Origin of the sequence: Actinoplanes solisilvae (assembly GCF_003999975.1) — a bacterium.
Lineage (GTDB): Bacteria > Actinomycetota > Actinomycetes > Mycobacteriales > Micromonosporaceae > Actinoplanes > Actinoplanes solisilvae.
Genome location: NZ_RJAC01000001.1, coordinates 1,234,283 through 1,253,074, shown reverse-complemented (window position 1 = coordinate 1,253,074; position 18,792 = coordinate 1,234,283). Strand labels below are relative to the sequence as shown.

Sequence of the window (18,792 nt, the reverse complement as noted above, 5' to 3'; positions counted from 1 at the left end):
CGGGTCACGCCTCCGGGGCGGAGTCGTACCGTGCGGCTTCGAGCATGTCGAGGTGACGCAGGATGCCGACGGCCAGGGCGGCCGCGGTGCCCGGTCGCTCGGGGAGGATCTCGCGCGCCCGGCGCAGGGTGCTCTCGACGAGCTGCAGGACGTTGCGGAGTTGCGGACCGCCCTCGGCGCTGCCTTTGAGCAGCTCGCGGTCGTAGATCTGTTCGGCCTCGCGGAGAAAGTCGACGGCGTATTGAGCGAGTTCCTCGTTGCGGGTCGGCGGCCGGTCGAGCACCGAGGCGACGGTGACCAGGGCCTCGACCACGCGCTCGGTGTAGTACCAGGAGGGGCGCTGGTCGGGGCGGTCCAGGTTGGGGAACAGGCGGGACGGGTCGTCCCACAGGCCGGCGCCGTCGCCCGAGTTCAGCCGCCGTCGGGTCAGGTGGTCCCACACCTCGTCGCCGAGGTCGAGCAGGCGCGAGCGTTCGTCGGGGTCGTTGATGAGGCCGGCGACGTTGGCCGCGCGGTTCAGCAGCAGCGCGGCGAACTCGGGCACCGACCAGGCGAGCAGCGGCTGCTTCTCATCGCTGCCGGGCACATCGTCGCTGCCGACCAGCGCCATCTGAATGCCGGGGTAGTGCATGCCGAGGTTGGGGTCGCTGTCGACCGGACGGCTGGTGACGCGGGCGCGCTCGGCCAGGCTGGCCAGCACCCGGCCGACCCGGGCGAGCTCGGCGTCGCTGCCGCGGATCTGGGCGAGGCCCTTCACCACCAGGGCGGTCACCTGCAGGGTGAAGTAGTCGGACTGGTCGCCGTCGGTCGTGCGCCAGGGGATGTTCTCCAGCGGCCACCGGCCGCCCTCGCCGAAGGTCGCGATCGTCGCCCAGTAGGTGCGGGTCAGGTCGCACCGCAGCTGGAGCGCACGGGCCAGCCGCTGCTGCTCCTCGTTGAGCAGGCCCAGGATGCGGGTACGTTCGGAGACCAGCGCTTCGACGGCGTTGAGCGCGATGACCGTGAAGTAGAGATAGGGCTTGTCCTGCCCGACGCCGACGACCTGGTCGCCGATCTTCTCCGACGTCTCGATCTTGGGTGCGCCCCGGACCACGCTCCAGGACCAGCCGCACTCGAAGAGCCGGTCGGGCAGTTCGAGGTCGCTGGTCTGGCCCGATCCGATGAGCACCTCGCGGAAGCTCGCGATGGTCGGCCGCAGCTCTCTGTGCAGCAGCGCGACGACCGACCGGTTGGGCATGCGGCTCTGGTTGACGGTGGTGCGGAGCCGGTTGCCCTCGTCGGAGTCGACCGGGAAGACGTTGACCGAGAAGCTGCGCAGCAGACCGACCATCGCGGCGCTGAGCCGGATGCTGGCGGCCGCCTCTAGCTGGACGAGGGCGGCGCGTACGTCTTCGCGGCTCACGGAGCGCCGGTAGACCCGGACGAAACCGAGCGTGGCCAGCGACAGAGTGATCGAGAGGGCGTAGGAGTCGACGATCGGCGGCGTACGGATCTCTTCGGGCGGGTTCTCGCCGGGACTCTCGTAGAGCTCGTAGTAACCACCGCCGGAGAACACGGGTGCGTCGTTCTCGGTGTAGGTCTCGAAGTATTCGTTCAGAATTCGCGTGATGATGCGCGGAATATCAGTGGCAGTGCCCATGCGGCGCAGCGCGTGCACCATTCGGTCGGCGGTCTGATCGGGCCGGTCAAGGTTGAACGTCTCGATCTGAGTGGCCGGAAGGAGCAGGCAGAGTAACTGCTCGGCGTCGCTGATCGAATTCGCGCCGAATCGGCCGCCGTTGACCCATTGATCATTTTTCCAGGAGGACCGGGCGATCGCCTCCCAGATATCCAGCAACTGCTGTCGCGGCTGCACCCTCATATGAGCGCAGCGTAGTGGGCTGTCGTCCGTGGCCGGTGGTTCAGTCGCCGATGCGACGGCTCTCAGGAGAACGGGCCGCGGTTTCGTAGAGGGCGTTCCAGGAGCGGGGTCAGGAACTGAAGAAGGAAGGCGTAGAAGCCGATGGTGTCGGAGAAGGCGGCACCGACCGCGGTGGCCAGCAACTGACCGAGGAAAGCGGTGAAGTTGCCGAGTGTGTAGTCGGGCGGCACGACCGACCGGTCGCCGCTCAGGGCCGGGTGCCTGCGGCCGTACCAGGAAAGCAGTGTGAGACAGCCCGTGGCCAGGGTCAGCGTGCCGCCGTAGAGGGCGACCGTGCCCGGTGACGCGGGGTAGGCGGTGATGATCCCGGTCGGGATCGGCAGGAACACGATCGACAGGGTCCACAGCGCGCTGAGGATGACCATCGGCGTACGGATCAACGGCAGGTGCGAGAAGAGCCGGTGGTGGGCCCACCAGAGGCGATAGATCACGGCGAAGCTCAGCAGGAACGCGCCGAACTCGGCCCGGTGCTCGCTGATCAGCTCGCCCAGGGGCGGCCGGTCGTCGGTCAGCTCGGAGATGTCGTCGAGCAGGGGGAGCACGAGCAGGGTCATCGCGATGGCGGCGACGGCGTCGGTGAAGGAGACCAGACGTTCCGAACTGGTCTTGGTCGAGGTCTCATCCACGTCGGCAGTATGCCCGTGAGCTGGCCAAAAGTTGAAGATCCGCGCGGTCGGCGACACCTGTTGTTCTCCTGGGCGTTCTATCGTGCGGACCATGAACGTCGGGTTGGCGACCGTCCTGAAGGAGTGGGGACGGATCGGGTGCGTCGGGTTCGGCGGACCGCCGGCCCACATCGCGCTGCTGCGCAAGCTCTGCGTGGACGATCGCCGCTGGCTCGGGGCGCAGGAGTTCGAGGACGCCATCGCCGCGTGCAACCTGCTGCCCGGCCCCGCGTCGACCCAGCTCGCGATCTTCACGGCCTGGCGCGTACGGGGGAGGGCCGGAGCCCTGGTCGGCGGCCTCGCCTTCATCGTGCCGGGCCTGATCGCGATCCTGGCCCTGTCGATGCTGTTCCTCGAGGGCGACCCGCCGCTCTGGGTCAAGGCGGCCGGCGCCGGAGCGGGTGCCGCCGTGGCCGCCGTCGCCGTGCAGGCCGGCGTGAGCCTGATCCCCGCCGGGTGGCACCGGGCTCCGCGACGCAGCCGCTGGCTCGTCTATCTCGTGCTGGGCGCGATCGCCGCCGCCACGGTCGGCCCGTGGCTCGTGCTGCTGCTGATCGCCTGTGGAGTGGCCGAGACGATCGCCCAGCGGGTGCCCGCGCCCGGCAAGCCCCGGCTGGCCCTTCCGTTGCTGCTGTCGACCGGGGTCGGCGGAAGCATCGCGTGGGTGGCACTCAAGGTCGGCGCTCTCTCGTACGGCGGTGGGTTCGTCATCATCCCGCTGATGCAGGCCGACGCCGTCGACCACTACCACTGGATGACCCCGGCCCAGTTCCTCAACGCCGTCGCCCTGGGGCAGATCACGCCCGGCCCGGTCGTGCACACCGTGGCGGCCGTCGGTTACGCCGCGGCGGGGATCGGTGGCGGCCTGCTCGCCGCGGTCGTCGCGTTCGGGCCGTCGTTCGCCTTCATCCTGTTCGGCGCCGCCCGCTTCGACCGCCTGCGCGGCAACCGGCGGGTGCGCGCCTTCCTTGACGGGGCGGCCCCGGCCGCGATCGGCGCGATCCTGGGCTCGGCGGTCCCGCTCGCCCTGGCCCTGACCGAGATCTGGCAGTACGCCGTATTGGCCGGCGCCGCCGTGCTGATGCTCGCGCTGCGCCGGGGGCCTGTCCTCACGCTGTTGAGCGCCGCCGTGGCGGGTGTGGCGATTGTGCTGGCCGGTGGCCCGCTGTGACCCCCCTCACCGTGACACCGAAAACCACCTAAAGTGCGACGGATTTACGCCGATTCGTAGGCACATCGGAGTGACTGGATGGCGGGTGCCATCCTGAAATCGAGATGCTTCGGGAAACGAAGCGATGGCAGCATGAACGTTTCTTGCGCGCTGGGTCCTACGCGCATGCCCTGAAAAGGCTCGAAAGCTGGGGAGTTCTCTCGTGACCGAACAGACCGCCGCGCCGCCGGGCAAGCTCGACGCCGCCGTCCTCAAGATTGCCGGCGTGGTGGTGCTCGGGGCGATCATGTCGATCCTCGACATCACCGTCGTCAGCGTCGCCCTGCCGACGTTCCAGACCGAGTTCGACGCGACGTACGCCCAGGTCGCCTGGACGATGACGGGCTACACCCTGGCGCTGGCCACGGTGATCCCGCTGAGCGGCTGGGCGGCCGATCGGTTCGGCACCAAGCGGCTCTACATGATGGCCCTGCTGCTGTTCACGCTCGGCTCGGTGCTCTGCGCGACCGCCGGCTCGATCGAGCAGCTCGTCACCTACCGGGTCCTGCAGGGCCTCGGCGGCGGCATGTTGATGCCGATCGGCATGACGATCATGACCCGGGCGGCCGGCCCTGAGCGCATCGGGCGCCTGATGGCCGTGCTGGGTGTGCCGATGCTGCTCGGCCCGATCGGCGGCCCGATCCTGGGTGGCTGGCTCATCGAGGTCGCGAGCTGGCACTGGGTCTTCCTGATCAACCTGCCGATCGGCGCGGCGGCCCTGGTCTACGCCTACCTGGCGCTGCCCAAGGACGAGGCACATCCGTCGGAGTCGTTCGACTTCGTCGGCATGCTGATGCTGTCGCCGGGTCTGGCCCTGTTCCTCTTCGGCGTCTCGTCGCTGCCCGAGACGGGCACGATCACGGCGACCAAGGTGTGGACCACGATGCTCGTCGGCGGGCTGCTGGTGATCGGCTTCGTGCTCTACTCGTTCAAGCCGAAGCACCCGCTGCTCGACCTGCGTCTGCTGCGTAACCGCAACCTGTCGGTGGCGTCGCTCTCGCTGTTCGTCTTCATCATCGCGTTCATGGGTGCCGGGCTGCTCTTCCCGAGCTACTTCCTGCAGATCCGCGGCGAGGGCACGCTCGACGCCGGTCTGCTGATGGCCCCGCAAGGCATCGGTGCGGTTCTGACCATGCCGATCGCCGGCATGCTGGCCGACAAGATCCCGGTCGGGCGTACGGTCCCGTTCGCGATGGCGCTGATCGCGGTCGGTTTCTTCGGCTTCACCCAGGTCGACACCGATACGTCGTACGTCTTCCTGTGCGGCTCGCTGTTCGTGATGGGTCTCGGCATGGGCGGCACGATGATGCCGATCATGACGTCGGCCCTGCGGACGTTGCAGCCGGTCGAGGTCGCCCGCGGCTCCACGCTGGTGAACATCCTGCAGCAGATCGGCGGCTCGATCGGCACGGCGATCATGTCGGTGATCCTGACCAGCCGGCTCAACGGCTCGCCCGATGTGCCGGGCCTGACCAACCCGCAGACCGGTGACCCGATCACCGAGGCCGGGGCGGCCATCGCCGTACAGCAGGGGGCCCAGATCCCGCTGCCCGCGCAGGTCATCGAGCGGGGTCTGCAGTTCGCGGCCGACTCGTTCGCGACCACGTTCTGGGTCGGCTTCGCGTTGGTGCTGGCCACGTTCATCCCGATCGCGTTCCTGCCGCGCAAGCGTCGCCCGGCCCCGGTCTCGGGCGCTCCCGGCGAGCCCGCGGTCGATACGCCGATCATGATGCACTGAGTTCGATAAATACACATCGACGGCCTCGTCTTCCCGTGCGGAAGGCGGGGCCGTTGGTACAGAAACGAACAATAAAAACCCGGGCATTGCTTACTCGTTACCGTAAAGAGAATCGATCGTCACGCACGAAATCTAGCCTCCGGCTATTCGCCTTCTCCGGAGGTAATTTTCGATGTATCGATATTCGCGCGGCGGTCCGCCCACGGCGGCCCTGCGAGCGATCGGCGCGGCCGCGCTCGCGACCGTCGTCGGCGTGAGCCTGGCCGGCCCGGCCGTGGCCGCCGAACCCGGCGACCCCTTCCTCAGCGAGATCCACTACGACAACGCCGGCACCGACAGCGGTGAGGCGATCGAGGTGCAGGCCCCGGCCGGCTTCGACCTGACCGGCTGGCAGATCGTCCTCTACAACGGCAGTGGTGGCGCCGTCTACAACACGGCCACGCTCAGCGGCGCGGTCCCGGCGGCCGGCGTGGTCGTGCAGACCTATCCCGCGAACGGCGTTCAGAACGGCGCGCCCGACGGCGTCGCGCTGGTCAAGCCGGACGGCTCGGTGGCCGAGTTCCTCAGCTACGAGGGCGTCATGACGGCCACCGGCGGGCCGGCCTCCGGGCGGGCCAGCGTGGACATCGGAGTCTCCGAGATCGACTCGACCCCGGTCGGGCAGTCGCTGCAGAAGATCGACGGCGTCTGGCGGACCCCGGCCACGGCCAGCTTCGGCGCGCTGAACGCGGACGGGCCGCCGCCGGAGGAGCCGGGCGACCCCGAGGACTGCACCACCGCGGTGACCAACACGATCGCGCAGGTGCAGGGCACGGGCGCGGACACGCCGCTGGCCGGCAGCAAGGTCACCGTCGAGGGCATCGTGACGGCCGACCACCGTGCCGGCGGTTACAACGGCGTCTACGTGCAGACCGCGGGCAGCGGTGGCGAACGCCCGGTCGCGAGCGGCACGGCCTCGGACGGCGTCTTCGTCTACTTCGGCACGAACACCGCCAACGCGCCCTCGGTGACGATCGGCGACCAGGTTCGGGTCACGGCGACCGTCAGCGAGTTCAACGGGCTCACCGAGTTGACCACCGCCGCGCGCACCGACACGCAGCGCTGCGCGACCGGGGTGGCCCTTCCGGCACCGGTGGCGTTGAGCCTGCCGCTGGACGACGCGGCACGCGAGTCGGTCGAGTCGATGCTGGTCGCGCCCGTGGGGGCGTACACGGTCTCGGATGTCTTCAACACCAACCGCTACGGCGAGGTGATCCTGGCCGCGGGCAACGAGGCCGCCCGCATCCCGACCGACCTGGCCCGTCCGGGCAGCGCCGAGGCCGCGCAGGTGAAGGCGGCCAACAAGGCGCGCCGGATCCTGCTCGACGACGGTCGCACCACGAACCTCTCGACCGCGGGACTGCCGCCGGCCTACCTGAAGGCCGACGACCCGATCCGGGTCGGCGACACCGTGGAGAAGTTCGGTCCGGGCGTGCTGAGCTTCGGCTTCAGCGAGTGGCGCCTGCAGCCGGCCACGCCGGGCGACACCGGCACGACCTTCAAGGACACCAACCCGCGTACGGCGTCTCCGGTGAACGTCGGCGGCGATGTGCGGGTGGCCAGCTTCAACGTGCTCAACTACTTCGTCCACTTCGGCGGCGAGGCCCGCGGGGCGACGAACGCGGCCGCACTGGTCAAGCAGCAGGCGAAGATCGTCTCGGCGATCAGCGCGCTGGACGCCGACGTGGTCGCACTCATGGAGATCGAGAACTCGGTCCGATTCGAGCCGAACGACCCGCAGGTCGCGCTGCGCACGCTGGTCGGCGCGCTCAACGCGGTCGACGGCGCGGGCACCTGGGACTACGTACGCTCCCCGGCCGAGCTGCCGGAGGCCGCCCAGCAGGACTTCATCACGACGGCGATCATCTTCAAGCCGGGCGCGGTGACCCCGAAGGGCGCGTCGCGATCGGTGAACGACGAGTCGGTGTGGTCGAACGCCCGCGAGCCGATCGCGCAGACGTTCACCGCCGGGTCGGCCACGTTCACGGTCGTCGCGAATCACCTCAAGTCGAAGAGCGACTCGACGCCGCCGACCGGTGACAACGTCGACACCGGGGACGGGCAGGGGGCGTACAACGGGGATCGGAAGCGGCAGGCCGCCGCGCTGGCGAGCTTCGTCGAGCAGCTCGGCAGCGACGAGGTGCTGCTGCTGGGCGACTTCAACTCCTACACGCACGAGGACCCGATGCAGGTCCTCTACGACGCCGGGTACTCGTCGCTGGCGAGCGCCGACCAGTCGTCGTACGTCTTCGGTGGTGAGTCGGGGTCGCTGGACCACGCGATCGGCAGCGCCTCGCTGGCCAAGCGCGTTACCGGCGTGGACGTCTGGAACATCAACTCGGTCGAGTCGTTCGCCTACCAGTACGACGGGTACGCGGGCTTCTACGACGACGGTCCGTATCGAGCCAGCGACCACGACCCGGTCGTGGTCGGGCTGCGCACCGCCGCGGCCGGCCCCGTCGACCTGCAGTTGCTGAGCATCAACGACTTCCACGGACGGCTCGAGCAGCCCACCGCCGGCAACGGCGGGGCGGCCCAGCTCGTCGGGATGGTCGACCAGCTGCGGGCGGCCAACCCGAACACGGCGTGGATCTCGGCGGGCGACAACATCGGCGCGTCCACGTTCATCTCGGCGATCGACGGCGACAACCCGACGATCGACGCGCTGAACGCCGGTGACCTGGCCGTCTCCGCGGTCGGCAACCACGAGCTCGACAAGGGGCTCGCTGATCTGCTCGGACGGGTCTCGTCGCGGGCGAAGTTCCCCTTGCTGGGGGCCAACGTCTACAAGGACGGGCAGCGGGTGCTGCCGGGCTGCAGCGTGCAGAGCCTGGGCGGCGTCAACGTCGGCTACATCGGCGTGGTCACCGAGCAGACCGCGTCACTGGTCAGCCCGGACGGCATCGCCGGGGTCGAGTTCCGTGACCCGGTCGCCGAGGCCAACACCCTGGCCGCGCAGCTCTCCGACGGCGACGCGAGCAACGGCGAGGCCGACGTACTCGTGCTGCTGGCCCATGAGGGCGCGGCGACCGAGAACATCAGCTCGGCGGCGGCGCTGCAGGCCGACCCGGTCTTCGGTGACTTCACGCGGGTCAGCCCCGAGATCGACGCGATCTTCAGCGGGCACACCCACCAGCCGTACGCCTTCCAGGTGCCGATCCCGGGCACCGACCGGACCCGTCCGGTGATCCAGGCCGAGGACTACGGTCTGCGGCTCGGCAAGGCCGTGCTCACGTACGACCCGGCCAGCAAGTCGGTCACCGCGTCGACGGCCGAACTGCTGAACGTGAACGGCTACCCGGCGAACGCGTCGGTGGCGGCGATCGTGGCGCAGGCCAAGGTGACCGCCGACGAGCTCGGCAAGCAGCCGCTCGGCAAGATCACGGCGGACATCAAGCGGGCCTACACCAGCGCGGGCGCCGAGGACCGTGGTGCGGAATCGGTGCTGGGCAACTTCATCGCCGACGTGCAGCGCGACCAAACCAGCGCGCCGGGCCGGGGCGGGGCGCAGATCGCGTTCATGAACCCGGGCGGGCTGCGGGCCGACCTGCTGTACGGCGCCGACGGCACGATCACGTACGCGGGTGCGTTCTCGGTGCAGCCGTTCGCCAACGACGTCGTCACCCAGACGCTGACGGGGGCGCAGATCAAGCAGGTGCTCGAGGAGCAGTGGCAGCCGGCCGGGGCGTCCCGTCCGGTGCTGCACCTCGGCGTGTCGAAGGGGCTGACCTACTCGTACGACGTCAGCCGGCCTCAGGGATCGCGGATCATCGCGTCGTCCCTGCGTCTGAACGGCGTGGTGCTCGACCCGGCGGGAACCTATCGGGTCACGAGCAACTCGTTCCTGGCCGCGGGTGGGGACAACTTCCTGACGCTCGGCCAGGGCACCAACCGCGTCACGACCGGCGACAACGACCTGACGATGCTGGTCAACTACTTCGCGGCGAACTCGCCGATCACGGCCGACCCGGCCCCGCGCAGCACGCCGGGAGTCCTCGACGGTACGCCGCCGACGGGCACCTTCACGCTCGGTGCTCGGGCTCTCTGGCCGGGGCAGACGGTGACGTTGACGCAGGTGGCGCTCGGTGACGACGTCACCCCCACCGACAAGATCAAGAGGGTGGTGAACTGGGGTGACGGCACCACGTCGGAGGGGCTGACCCACGTTTACGCCGCGGTTGGCTCGTACACCGTGTCGGTGCAGCTCACGGACGAGGCGGGCAACACGGCTCCGGCGACGTTCCAGGGTTCGGCGGTCGTGACCGTGAAGGCGCAGCCGGGTAAGTACCTGCTGGAGCCGCGGTCGATCTGGGCCTCGCAGTTCACCGTGCTCGCGGTGAGCAAGGTGGACGGTGCTGGCAAGATCGTCGTGAACTGGGGCGACGGCGTGTCGGCGACCATGTCGGCGAACGGGGCGCTGGTGGCGCACACCTATGCTTCGGCCGGCACGTTCGCGGTGACGGCCACGCCGTACAACGCCGCGGGAGCGGGCAAGGCGGTCGCGGTCGGCTCGGTGAAGGTCACGGCGGACACGTTCGCGCCGGTGGTCTCGCTGGACGTGCCGCGCAAGCCGGGCGAGGCGTCGTCGTGGAAGGCCGTCGCGGGGACGGTCAGTGACAAGGGGCTCGGCGCGGCCCAGGTGCGGGTCACGCTGATCCAGGAACGGTCGGGCAAGTGGCACTTCTACGACGGCGCGAAGTGGGTCAAGGCGGCGTCGCAGACGGACGCGGCAGCGCGGGCCAAGGTGCTGACCGACACGCCGTTCCCGCTCTTCGGCGTGTGGAGCGTCGGGGTCAAGGGAGTCGAGAAGGGCACGCTGAAGGTCGGCTACACGGCGGTCGACCGGGCGGGTAACACCGCGGCGACCCAGACCTACACCGTGAAGATCACTAAGTAGTAGCGCACATTTCGAAGCCCCCGTCTCCGGTTGCGGAGGCGGGGGCTTCCGCTTCGACGCCTCAGTAACACGAACATCAATTGTGATGATCATGCGACCGCTACTTAACCGGTCAAGGGTTGGCTGTGGATGTATTTGCATCCATCGCTGACTCGATAGGGGACTCGTGGCCAAAAGCCTTCGACGACGCCGGTTACTCGCGGCGTCCGTAGTCACCGTTCTCACCACCACCATCGCCGGTCTCGGGGTCGCCGGGCCCGCCTCGGCCCGACCCGGCGACCTGCCCGACCTGGGACTCGGCCGTTCCGACCGCACCCCGGCCACCCTCACCGGGGGCGCCGCCCACCGCACCGCGGCCCAGCCCAAGCCGATCGACGGGCACTATGTCGTGCGCCTCCGGGAAGCGCCCGTCACCTCGTACGCCGGCGGGGTCAGCGGTCTGGCCGCGACCAGACCCGCCGCCGGCCAAGAGCTCGAGCCGCACTCCACCGCGGCCGAGAACTATCGCCGGCATCTAGGCGAGACCCAGCGTGACCTGCTCACCGACCTGGGCGTCAAGGCCCGCCAGACCTACACCACCGCGTTCAACGGGTTCGCCGCCGAGCTCACCGCCGCGCAAGCGACCGCCCTGGCCAAGGACCCCCGGGTCGCGGCCGTGACACCTTCGCGTCTCGTCAAGGCCGACGCGGCGACACCCGCACCGAAGCCCACCACCCCCGCGGCAACCGCGCAGCAGCAGACGGGCGACAAAGGCCGGGGCAAGGGCAGCGGCGTCGTCGTCGGCGTGATCGACACCGGCATCTGGCCGGAGAGCGCCTCCTTCGCCGCCAAGATGCCCGCCCCCAAGGGCTGGCGCGGCACCTGCCAGACCGGCGACGGTTTCCCCGTCACCGCTTGCAACGGCAAGATCGTCGGCGCGCGCTACTTCGCCGACGCCTGGCTGGGCGCCTATGGCTCGCTGCCCGAGGGCGAGATCCTCTCGGCCCGCGACATGCAGGGCCACGGCACCCACACCGCCTCGACCGCCGCGGGCCTGCCCGTCGACCACGCCATGGTGCTCGGCCGCGACCTCGGTCCGATCTCCGGCGTGGCCCCGGACGCCCAGATCGCCGTTTACAAGGCCCTGTGGGGTGGTTCCGGCTTCGACGCCGACATCATCGCGGCGATCGACGCGGCCGTCGCCGACGGCGTCCAGGTGATCAACTATTCGATCGGCAACGCGTACGGCGACTACCAGCCCAACAGCCCGATCGGGAACGCCTTCCTCAACGCCTATCTCGCCGGCGTCTTCGTCGCGGCGTCGGCCGGCAACGACGGCTGGTCGGGCATGGTCAGCAACACCGAGCCGTGGGTGACCACCGTGGGCGCGACCGTCGAGAGGTCCAACGAGGCGACCGTACGCCTCGGCGACGGCACCAGCATCGTCGGCACCTCGATGGACGTCCTGCCGTCGAAGCGCAGCACCCCGATCGTCTTCGCCGACCAGGCCGGGTCGCCGCAGGACGGCGCGCAGTTCTGCTGGGGCGGCAGCCTCGACCCCGCCAAGATCAAGGGCAAGATCGTGGCCTGTGACTTCCACAGCGCGGGAGAGGCCGTCGAAGAGGTCAAGGCCAAGGGCGGGGCCGGCATCGTGCTGTTCCAGTCGACCGGCAACGCGCGGCTCAACGTCATCTACGACTTCCCGGCCATTTATCTGTGGAGCGCCGAGCAGGCCGGTCGGCTGTTCAACTACCTGTGGGCGCACCGCACCGACGGAACCGCGGCCCTGGTCACCGGCGGCGACGGCAGCAGCCTCGTCGGGCTGCCCAGCGTCGCCGGGCTGTCGTCCTACGGCCCCGACCAGGTCCACACCGGACTGCAGAAGCCCGACCTGGTCGCGGACGGCGTCGACGTCGTCGCCGCGGTGTCGCCGATGGGCGGCGGCCGGCTCTTCGACGCGTACTCGGGAACCTCGATGGCCGCCCCGCACGTGGCCGGCATGGCCGCTGTGCTGCGTGCTCGTAACCCGAAGTGGTCGCCCGGCGCCACCGCCTCGGCTCTGCGCACCACGGCGACCGACACCCGGGGCACGTCCAGCCCGCTGAAGCAGGGCTCGGGCCGGCCGCAACCGCGCGAGGCGGCCGATCCGGGCCTGGTGATCGAGCCGTCCGCGGCCGAGCTCACCGCGTTCGCCACCGCCGCCGTGCCGGACGGCAAGGAGATCAACCTGCCGTCGATCGCGCTGCGCGAGTACGACGGGACCAAGCCGGTGCGGCTCACGCGGCGGTTGACGAACGTCGGCTCCCGCACCGAGACCTACACGGCACGGGTCGACGGGCTCGACGGCATGAAGGTCACAGTCAGTCCGCGTACGTTCTCGGTGAAGCCGGGCGCGACCGCGACGGTGACCATCACGCTGGAACGCGGCACGGCGACCTGGGACCGTTACACCACCGGCTCGCTCGTGTTCGTCAGCGCTGAGCACCGGGTGCGGCTGACCGTCGCCGGCCGGCCGTGGGGCTTCACGCCGCGGCCCTACGACGACACCGGCATCGAGTTCGGCCGGGTCGGCGGGCAGGGCCGGGGCCAGATCGAGCCGGGCTTCACCGGTCCGATCGCCGGGCGCACCACCGGGTACACGCCGGTCACGTGGACGGACAAGCGGTTCACGACGACCGTCAGCGGCGGCGTCTTCTCCCCGGGCGGCGTGGGCACGCAGGGCACCCGGATTGTGGTGCCGCGCGGCGCGGCCGGGCTGATCGTGCAGACCGCGTCGGACGACCCGGCCGCGAACCTTGACCTGTACCTCTACAAGGACGGCAAGCTGGTCGAGCGGAGCTGGGCGTCGTGGCACAGCAGCGAGCGCAGCGTGCGGTTCTTCCCCGAGCCGGGCGTGTACACCGCCTATGTGCACGCCCAGACGGTGACCGCGCCTGACGTGGCGTACCGGCTGGGGGTGACGGTTGTGCCCGAGGGCGCCGACCGGCGTAACGCCACGCTGACGGTGCAGCCGAAGGTCGAGCGTGGCGTCGCGGCTGACGTGGTGCTCGAGCCGAAGGGCCCGCAGCCTGATGTCGAGCAGTGGGCCTACACCGAGTTCCGCACCGGCCGGACCGTCGTGCCCGGACTGCTGATCAGCTCACGCTGATTCGGGGTCGTACCGGCAGAGATGACCGGTGCGCACCGAGCGGTCGAGGTGGCGCCCCAGCGACGGGTGCGCCGCCTCGATCCGCCGGATCGCGTCCCGGATGCGGGCGGTGACGGCCTTGCGTGCTCGTTCGGCGTTGTCCGGGCCGAGCGGGCGGGCCGCACCGCCCGGCCGGGTAGCCCGGCGCAGTTCGTCGACCAGCCGGTCTCGTTCGGCCTGGTCAAGGCCGGGGTCGGCCAGCCGCCGCCGGTAGGCGTTGACCGCCGCCGCGTCGAGCGTGGGCTCGGCGGCGATCCGGTCGAGCAGCACCGGGCCACCGCCGGCCATCAACTCGACCGCGGGCACGTCGACGCCCGGCCGGGACAACAGGATCGCCAGGTCGTGCAGCCCTTTGACGTCGCGCAGGCGGGCGCTGCGACCGCGATAGCCGACCCGCCACAGCTCGCCTTCCCGGCACAGCGTCGCCGCGTCGTAGAGACCCAGCGCCCGCCGCGTCTCGGCCGCCCACAGCCGGGCACCCAGGCGTTCGTGCACCTCCAGCGCCGCCCGCAGAGCCTCCACCGCGCCGGTGATGTCGCCCAGCGCTGCCCGCAGCAGGCCGACCCGGTGGGCGTGCGAGCCCATGAAACAGACGAGCGCCCCGTTGACCGTGCACGTGCCCGCGAGCGGCGACAGGTCGGCCAGCAGCACCGCGCACAACGAGCGGTCGCCCAGCGCGATCGCGGCGGTCGCCAGTTCACCGGCGAAGACCGACCAGAGGTACGACCGGTCGGCTCGCCAATCGGGCAGGGCCAGCACGGTCTCGACCTCGCGCCGGGCCGCGCCCAGATCACCCGCGCGGGCCAGGAAGCCGGCCGCTACCGCGTGCGCGTGGGCGGGCACCCCGACCCACCACCGCACCGCCTCGGCCGCCGTACGCCGTAGTTCGTCCCGGTCACCGCGGGCGCGCACGATCTCGAGCCGCTGCGACATGCGGACGTTGCCGGTATCGCTGTCGCCCACCGCCTCGCCGAGCGCGGCCGCCTCGTCGACCAGCCGTTCCCCGGTTGTCAGGTCGCCGTCGAGCAGGGCCAGCGCGGCCTGCCGGATCCGCAGCAGATAGTCGTGCCGGGGCTGGCGCAGTCGCTCGGTGAGGTAGGCGTACTCGGCGAACGTGGCCCGGAACGCGGCCGACCCGTTCTCGAGGTGCGCGTTCGCCGCCAGCAGCAGGCCCTGCACGTGCCGTTCGGCGTCTCCGGCGCGCCGGGCCGCGTCGACGATCTCGGTCGCGATGACCACCCGCTCCGCCCCGGTGCCGGGTGTCCACAGCGTGTCGTGCCGGGCCAGCAGGCAACTGGCCAGCGTGGCCGGATCGTCGAGACGGCGCGCGATCTCGACGGCCCGGTCGGCGTACGGCCCGGCGCGCGGCCGGTCGGCCGGGACCGAGTGCTGCAGCTGTCGGGCCAGGGCCGCCGTGACCTGGGCCTCGACCGGCGTGCCGGTGCCGTCGAGAGCGTCGCGCGCAGTCTGGAGGGCGGTGATCAGGTCGGTGCGCGGCATGGCGAAGCGGGCGCCCGCCCGGTCGAGACCCAGCGCGACCAGGCCCAGCAGCTCGCCGTCGCGCCCGGCCGGTCGCGAGGCCCGATCGAGCAGCTCACGAGCGGTCTCGGCGTCGCCCGCGCGCAACCGCAGGTCGGCCTCGGCGGTCAGCAGCCGTACGGCGTCGGCCTCGGCCAGCCGGCAGCCCGCGTCGGCCACCGCGGATCGGGCTCGCCGCAGGTGCCCGGCCGCCTCGGCGAACGCGTACCGCCCGGCGTCGGCCTCGGCGGCCGCGTGGGCCCAGGTGACCGCAGCTTCGGGACCGCAGAGGGCGGCCGCCGAGGCGAAGTGCCGGGCCAGCTCGGCCGGGAAGACCGAGCCACCCCGGTCGAGACGGCGCAGCAGCGCGTGGCCGGTCTTCTCGTGCAGTTCGGCGCGGCGCTGTGCGGGCAGCGCGGCCAGGATCGTCTCGCGGTAGAGATCGTGGGCGAAGTGCGGACCGGTCACGACGCCGGCCGCCCGGCAGGGGGCGATCCGGTCGTCGATCACCGGGATCGGCTGCCCGCAGACGTCGGCCAGCACGTCGGGACGCAGCTCGGCCCCGCCGACCGCGGCCGCGTCGAGCAGTTCGGCGCACCCGGCCGGGAGTCGCGCGAGACGGCGGCCGATCACCTCGCGCACGACGGCGGGCACGTCCGAGGCGGCCCCGCCGTTCTCGAGCCAGCGGCACAGTTCGCGGGCGAAGAACGGATGGCCCGCGCTGCGCCGGTACACGGCGGGAGCCCAGGCCGCGTCGCCCACGAGTTCGGTGACCTCGGCCGCGGAGAGCCCACCGAGGCTGATCGTCTCGGCGGCGGGGGCCAGATCGGCCAGTACGCTGCCGGGCAGTTCGTCGGGCCGGTAGGCGGCCACCAGCAGCAACGGGCCGTTCCGGGGCTGCCGCGCGAGGAACCGCAGGAGACCGGCCGAGGTCTCGTCGGCCCACTGGAGGTCATCGAGGATCACGACCACCGGGGCCTCGCCGGCCGCCCGCGCGAGAAGGTCGCCGACGGCGGCGAAGATCCGGGTGCGGGCACCGTCGTCCGGCTCGGTGGGGGCGGCGTCGCCGATGATCGTGTCGAGCCGGGGGTCAGCGCGCAGACCGGGCCGCTCCCGCAGCAGGGCCCGCAACACCTGGGTCCACGGCCACCACGCCGGCGCCCGGTCGTCGGCCCAGCAGGTGCCCCAGAAGACGGCCGGGCGTCCGGCGGCGAACCGAGTGAGCAGAGCGGTCTTGCCGATCCCGGCCTCACCGGCGACCAGCACGAGTCCGGGACCGGCCCGACCCATCCGGGCCAGCGGTACGCTGCGTCCGACGAACGCTGTCACCTGCGCATTCTTTCCCCCGCGCGAAGTGCCAGACGCGTTCTGGCGGATGTTTGTCTCCATCTGGCGCGTACGGGGTGACGGAACGCTCGAGGAGGAGCCATGTTCGACCCCGCGCACTACAAGAGAAGCACCCGCGACCAGTGGGAGGACGCCGCCGAGGCGTGGCACCGGTGGGGACCCGCGATCGAGGCGTGGCTCGGCCCGGCCACGTCGGTCATGCTCGACGCCGCCGGGGTGCGGGAGGGCAGCCGCGTGCTGGACGTCGCGGCCGGCACGGGCGGGCAGAGCATCGCCGCCGCGCGTCGCACCGGACCGACCGGCCACGTCCTCGCCACCGACATCGCCCCGACAATCCTGAAATATGCGGCCATGCAGGCCGCCGACGCCGGGCTGGCCAACGTCGAGACGCGCGAGCTCGACGGGGAGAACCTCGCCGTGCCGGCCGGCGAATTCGACGCGGTGATCTCACGGGTCGGTCTCATCTACTTCCCCGACCAGCGGGCCGCGCTGGCCGGCATCCGCACCGCGTTGCGTGACGGCGGACGTCTGGCCGCGGTCGTCTACTCCACCGCCGACCGCAACGGCTTCTTCTCGGTGCCGGTCGGCATCATCCGGCGCCGGGCCGAGCTGCCGCCGCCCGCGCCCGGCCAGCCGGGACCGTTCAGCCTGGGCGGCCCGGGGGTCGCCGAGCAGATTCTGGCCGACGCCGGCTTCCGCGACATCCGGGTCGAGGCGGTGCCGTCGCCGATCCGCCTGGCGAACGCCGCCGAGTGCGCCCGATTCGAGCGCGAGTCGTTCGGGGCGCTCCACCAGATGCTCGCCGGCCTGCCGGAAACGGAACGGAGCGCGGCCTGGACCGAGGTCGAGGACGCGCTCCGTCAGTTCGACGGCCCGGACGGCTTCACCGGACCCTGCGAGATGCTGGTGATCTCAGCCGCGAGGTGAAGGGCAGTACGCGCGCGGCAGCTGGTAGCCGCGCGCGGCCAGCAGTGTGCGCAGCCGATCGGGGTAGTCCGTGATCAGACCGTCGACGCCGTCATCGAGCAGCTTGGTCATCGTCGGCACGTCGTCGACGGTCCACGGCACAACCTTGATCCCGTACGCGTGAGCGTGCTTGACCATGTCCTTGGTGACATACGGCTTGTAGGCCGGGTCGGTGACCGTGCCGTTCTGCGGGAAGCCGTGCACGGGCGAGAACGCCGAGGCGCCGAAGGTGCGGATGGCCTTGATCGGGTCGCCGCCGAAGTCGTCGATGTCGATCCCGCCCAGCCACGGCGAGGCGCCCGCCTGCCCGGTCTGCAGGAAGTCGTAGTTGGTCAGGGCGACCAGCGGCAGCCGCGGCTCGACCTGGCGCATCCGCTTGAGCGCGCCCCAGTCGAAGCTCTGGATCGTGACCTGGCGCAGTAGCCCGGCCTTGCGGATCTCCTTCGCCGTGACCTGCACGAACTGCTCGCGCGGCGCGGTCTCGGTCGGGGCGCCGGCCTCGACCTTGGTCTCGACGTTCAGCTTGACGCCGCGCGCGTGCGACCGGTTGACCAGCGCGAACACCTCCCGCAGGAGTGGCATCCGGGCGCCCGGCGAAGCGACCTGCTCGGGGAAGGCGGCCAGCGTCTTCGTGCCGCAGTCCAGCGTGCGCACCTGAGCCAGCGTCAGCGTGTTGATGTACTTGCCGACGTACGGGAACTCGGGGTCGCCGACCGTGACCGGCGCGGTGTCGGTGCACTTGGTGCCGGTGACCTTGCGGTCGTGGGTCACCACCGCCTGGCCGTCCTCGGTGATCTGCACGTCCAGTTCGAGCGTGCTGACGCCCAGGCGCAGCGCGTTGCTGAACGAGGCGATGGTGTTCTCGACGCGCAGGCCGAGGCCGCCCCGGTGTGCCTGCAGGTCGAACTGCTTGGCGTGGCCGTGGCCGTGGCCATTCGCCGAAGCCGGGCTCGGCGCGAGCAGACCGCCGGCCAGGGCGGCGCCCGCCGCGACCAGAGCTGCGGTGCGGTGACGATCAATCCACACGGGTGTCTCCTTTCAAGAGTGCGGCGTCAGCCTGCGCGACCCGCGCGGCCCCCGGACAAGCGCCAGGCGACATCCATCTGAACCGATGCGGACGATTTGTGCCACTTCTCCGGCGAATCGAAGCGACCTATAAACGAATGCATATATGCACAGTCGATTGTGGATGAAAACGCTGCCGAATCAACGACAAACCTATTGACATCGCGTATTCTGGCCGGGTGGTCGTTGAATGAATTGATTCTGCTTGGCGGTCGGTCCGGGCATCGGTTACGTTGAGGAAACCGTCTCAGCGAAGAGAT

The 18,792-nt window shown here is 70.7% G+C and carries 9 protein-coding genes; 5 read left to right on the top strand and 4 right to left on the bottom strand.

Annotation, left to right across the window (positions count from 1 at the left end; translation table 11 throughout):
• Positions 1–4: 4 nt before the first annotated feature.
• A complete protein-coding gene (locus tag EER30_RS05930; RefSeq protein ID WP_127498938.1) occupies positions 5–1,861 on the bottom strand; it encodes an SCO2524 family protein in 1,857 nt (618 codons plus the stop codon).
• Between the two features lie 62 nt (positions 1,862–1,923).
• Complete coding sequence (locus tag EER30_RS05925) at positions 1,924–2,547, bottom strand: TMEM175 family protein (protein WP_164842231.1); 624 nt, start codon at positions 2,545–2,547, stop codon at positions 1,924–1,926.
• Positions 2,548–2,638: 91 nt separating this feature from the next.
• Between EER30_RS05925 and chrA the strand changes: the two genes are divergently transcribed.
• The 4 genes from chrA to EER30_RS05905 all read left to right on the top strand — a co-directional run bounded on the left by chrA (position 2,639) and on the right by EER30_RS05905 (position 13,597).
• Positions 2,639–3,757 (top strand): chromate efflux transporter, encoded by a 1,119-nt coding sequence (gene chrA / locus EER30_RS05920; RefSeq protein ID WP_127498934.1) that lies wholly within the window; start codon positions 2,639–2,641, stop codon positions 3,755–3,757.
• 202 nt (positions 3,758–3,959) lie between these two features.
• Positions 3,960–5,534 (top strand): DHA2 family efflux MFS transporter permease subunit, encoded by a 1,575-nt coding sequence (locus tag EER30_RS05915; RefSeq protein WP_127498932.1) that lies wholly within the window; start codon positions 3,960–3,962, stop codon positions 5,532–5,534.
• A gap of 172 nt (positions 5,535–5,706) precedes the next feature.
• A complete protein-coding gene (locus tag EER30_RS05910) occupies positions 5,707–10,470 on the top strand; it encodes an ExeM/NucH family extracellular endonuclease (protein WP_127498930.1) in 4,764 nt (1,587 codons plus the stop codon).
• A gap of 166 nt (positions 10,471–10,636) precedes the next feature.
• Entirely contained in the window at positions 10,637–13,597 is a 2,961-nt protein-coding gene (locus EER30_RS05905) for a S8 family serine peptidase (RefSeq protein ID WP_127498928.1), read from the top strand.
• Here EER30_RS05905 and EER30_RS05900 read toward each other — a convergent pair.
• Positions 13,589–16,483, bottom strand: a complete 2,895-nt coding sequence (locus EER30_RS05900) for an ATP-binding protein (protein WP_164842230.1) — start codon at positions 16,481–16,483, stop codon at positions 13,589–13,591. The genes EER30_RS05905 and EER30_RS05900 overlap by 9 nt on opposite strands.
• 99 nt (positions 16,484–16,582) lie before the next feature.
• On the opposite strand from EER30_RS05900, the gene EER30_RS05895 reads away from it, so the two are divergent.
• The gene (locus tag EER30_RS05895; RefSeq protein ID WP_127498924.1) at positions 16,583–17,428 is read left to right on the top strand and encodes a class I SAM-dependent methyltransferase; all 846 of its coding nucleotides are present in this window, start codon (positions 16,583–16,585) and stop codon (positions 17,426–17,428) included.
• On the opposite strand, the gene EER30_RS05890 is transcribed toward EER30_RS05895, so the two are convergent.
• Positions 17,414–18,493 (bottom strand): glycerophosphodiester phosphodiesterase family protein, encoded by a 1,080-nt coding sequence (locus EER30_RS05890; RefSeq protein WP_240669780.1) that lies wholly within the window; start codon positions 18,491–18,493, stop codon positions 17,414–17,416. The genes EER30_RS05895 and EER30_RS05890 overlap by 15 nt on opposite strands.
• Positions 18,494–18,792 lie beyond the last annotated feature (299 nt).

Excerpts from the sequence above, each read along its gene's own strand:
- EER30_RS05930 (WP_127498938.1), bottom strand. The coding sequence starts at position 1,861 with ATGAGGGTGCAGCCGCGACAGCAGTTGCTGGATATCTGGGAGGCGATC.
- chrA (WP_127498934.1), top strand. The coding sequence starts at position 2,639 with ATGAACGTCGGGTTGGCGACCGTCCTGAAGGAGTGGGGACGGATCGGG.
- EER30_RS05910 (WP_127498930.1), top strand. The coding sequence starts at position 5,707 with ATGTATCGATATTCGCGCGGCGGTCCGCCCACGGCGGCCCTGCGAGCG.
- EER30_RS05895 (WP_127498924.1), top strand. The coding sequence starts at position 16,583 with ATGTTCGACCCCGCGCACTACAAGAGAAGCACCCGCGACCAGTGGGAG.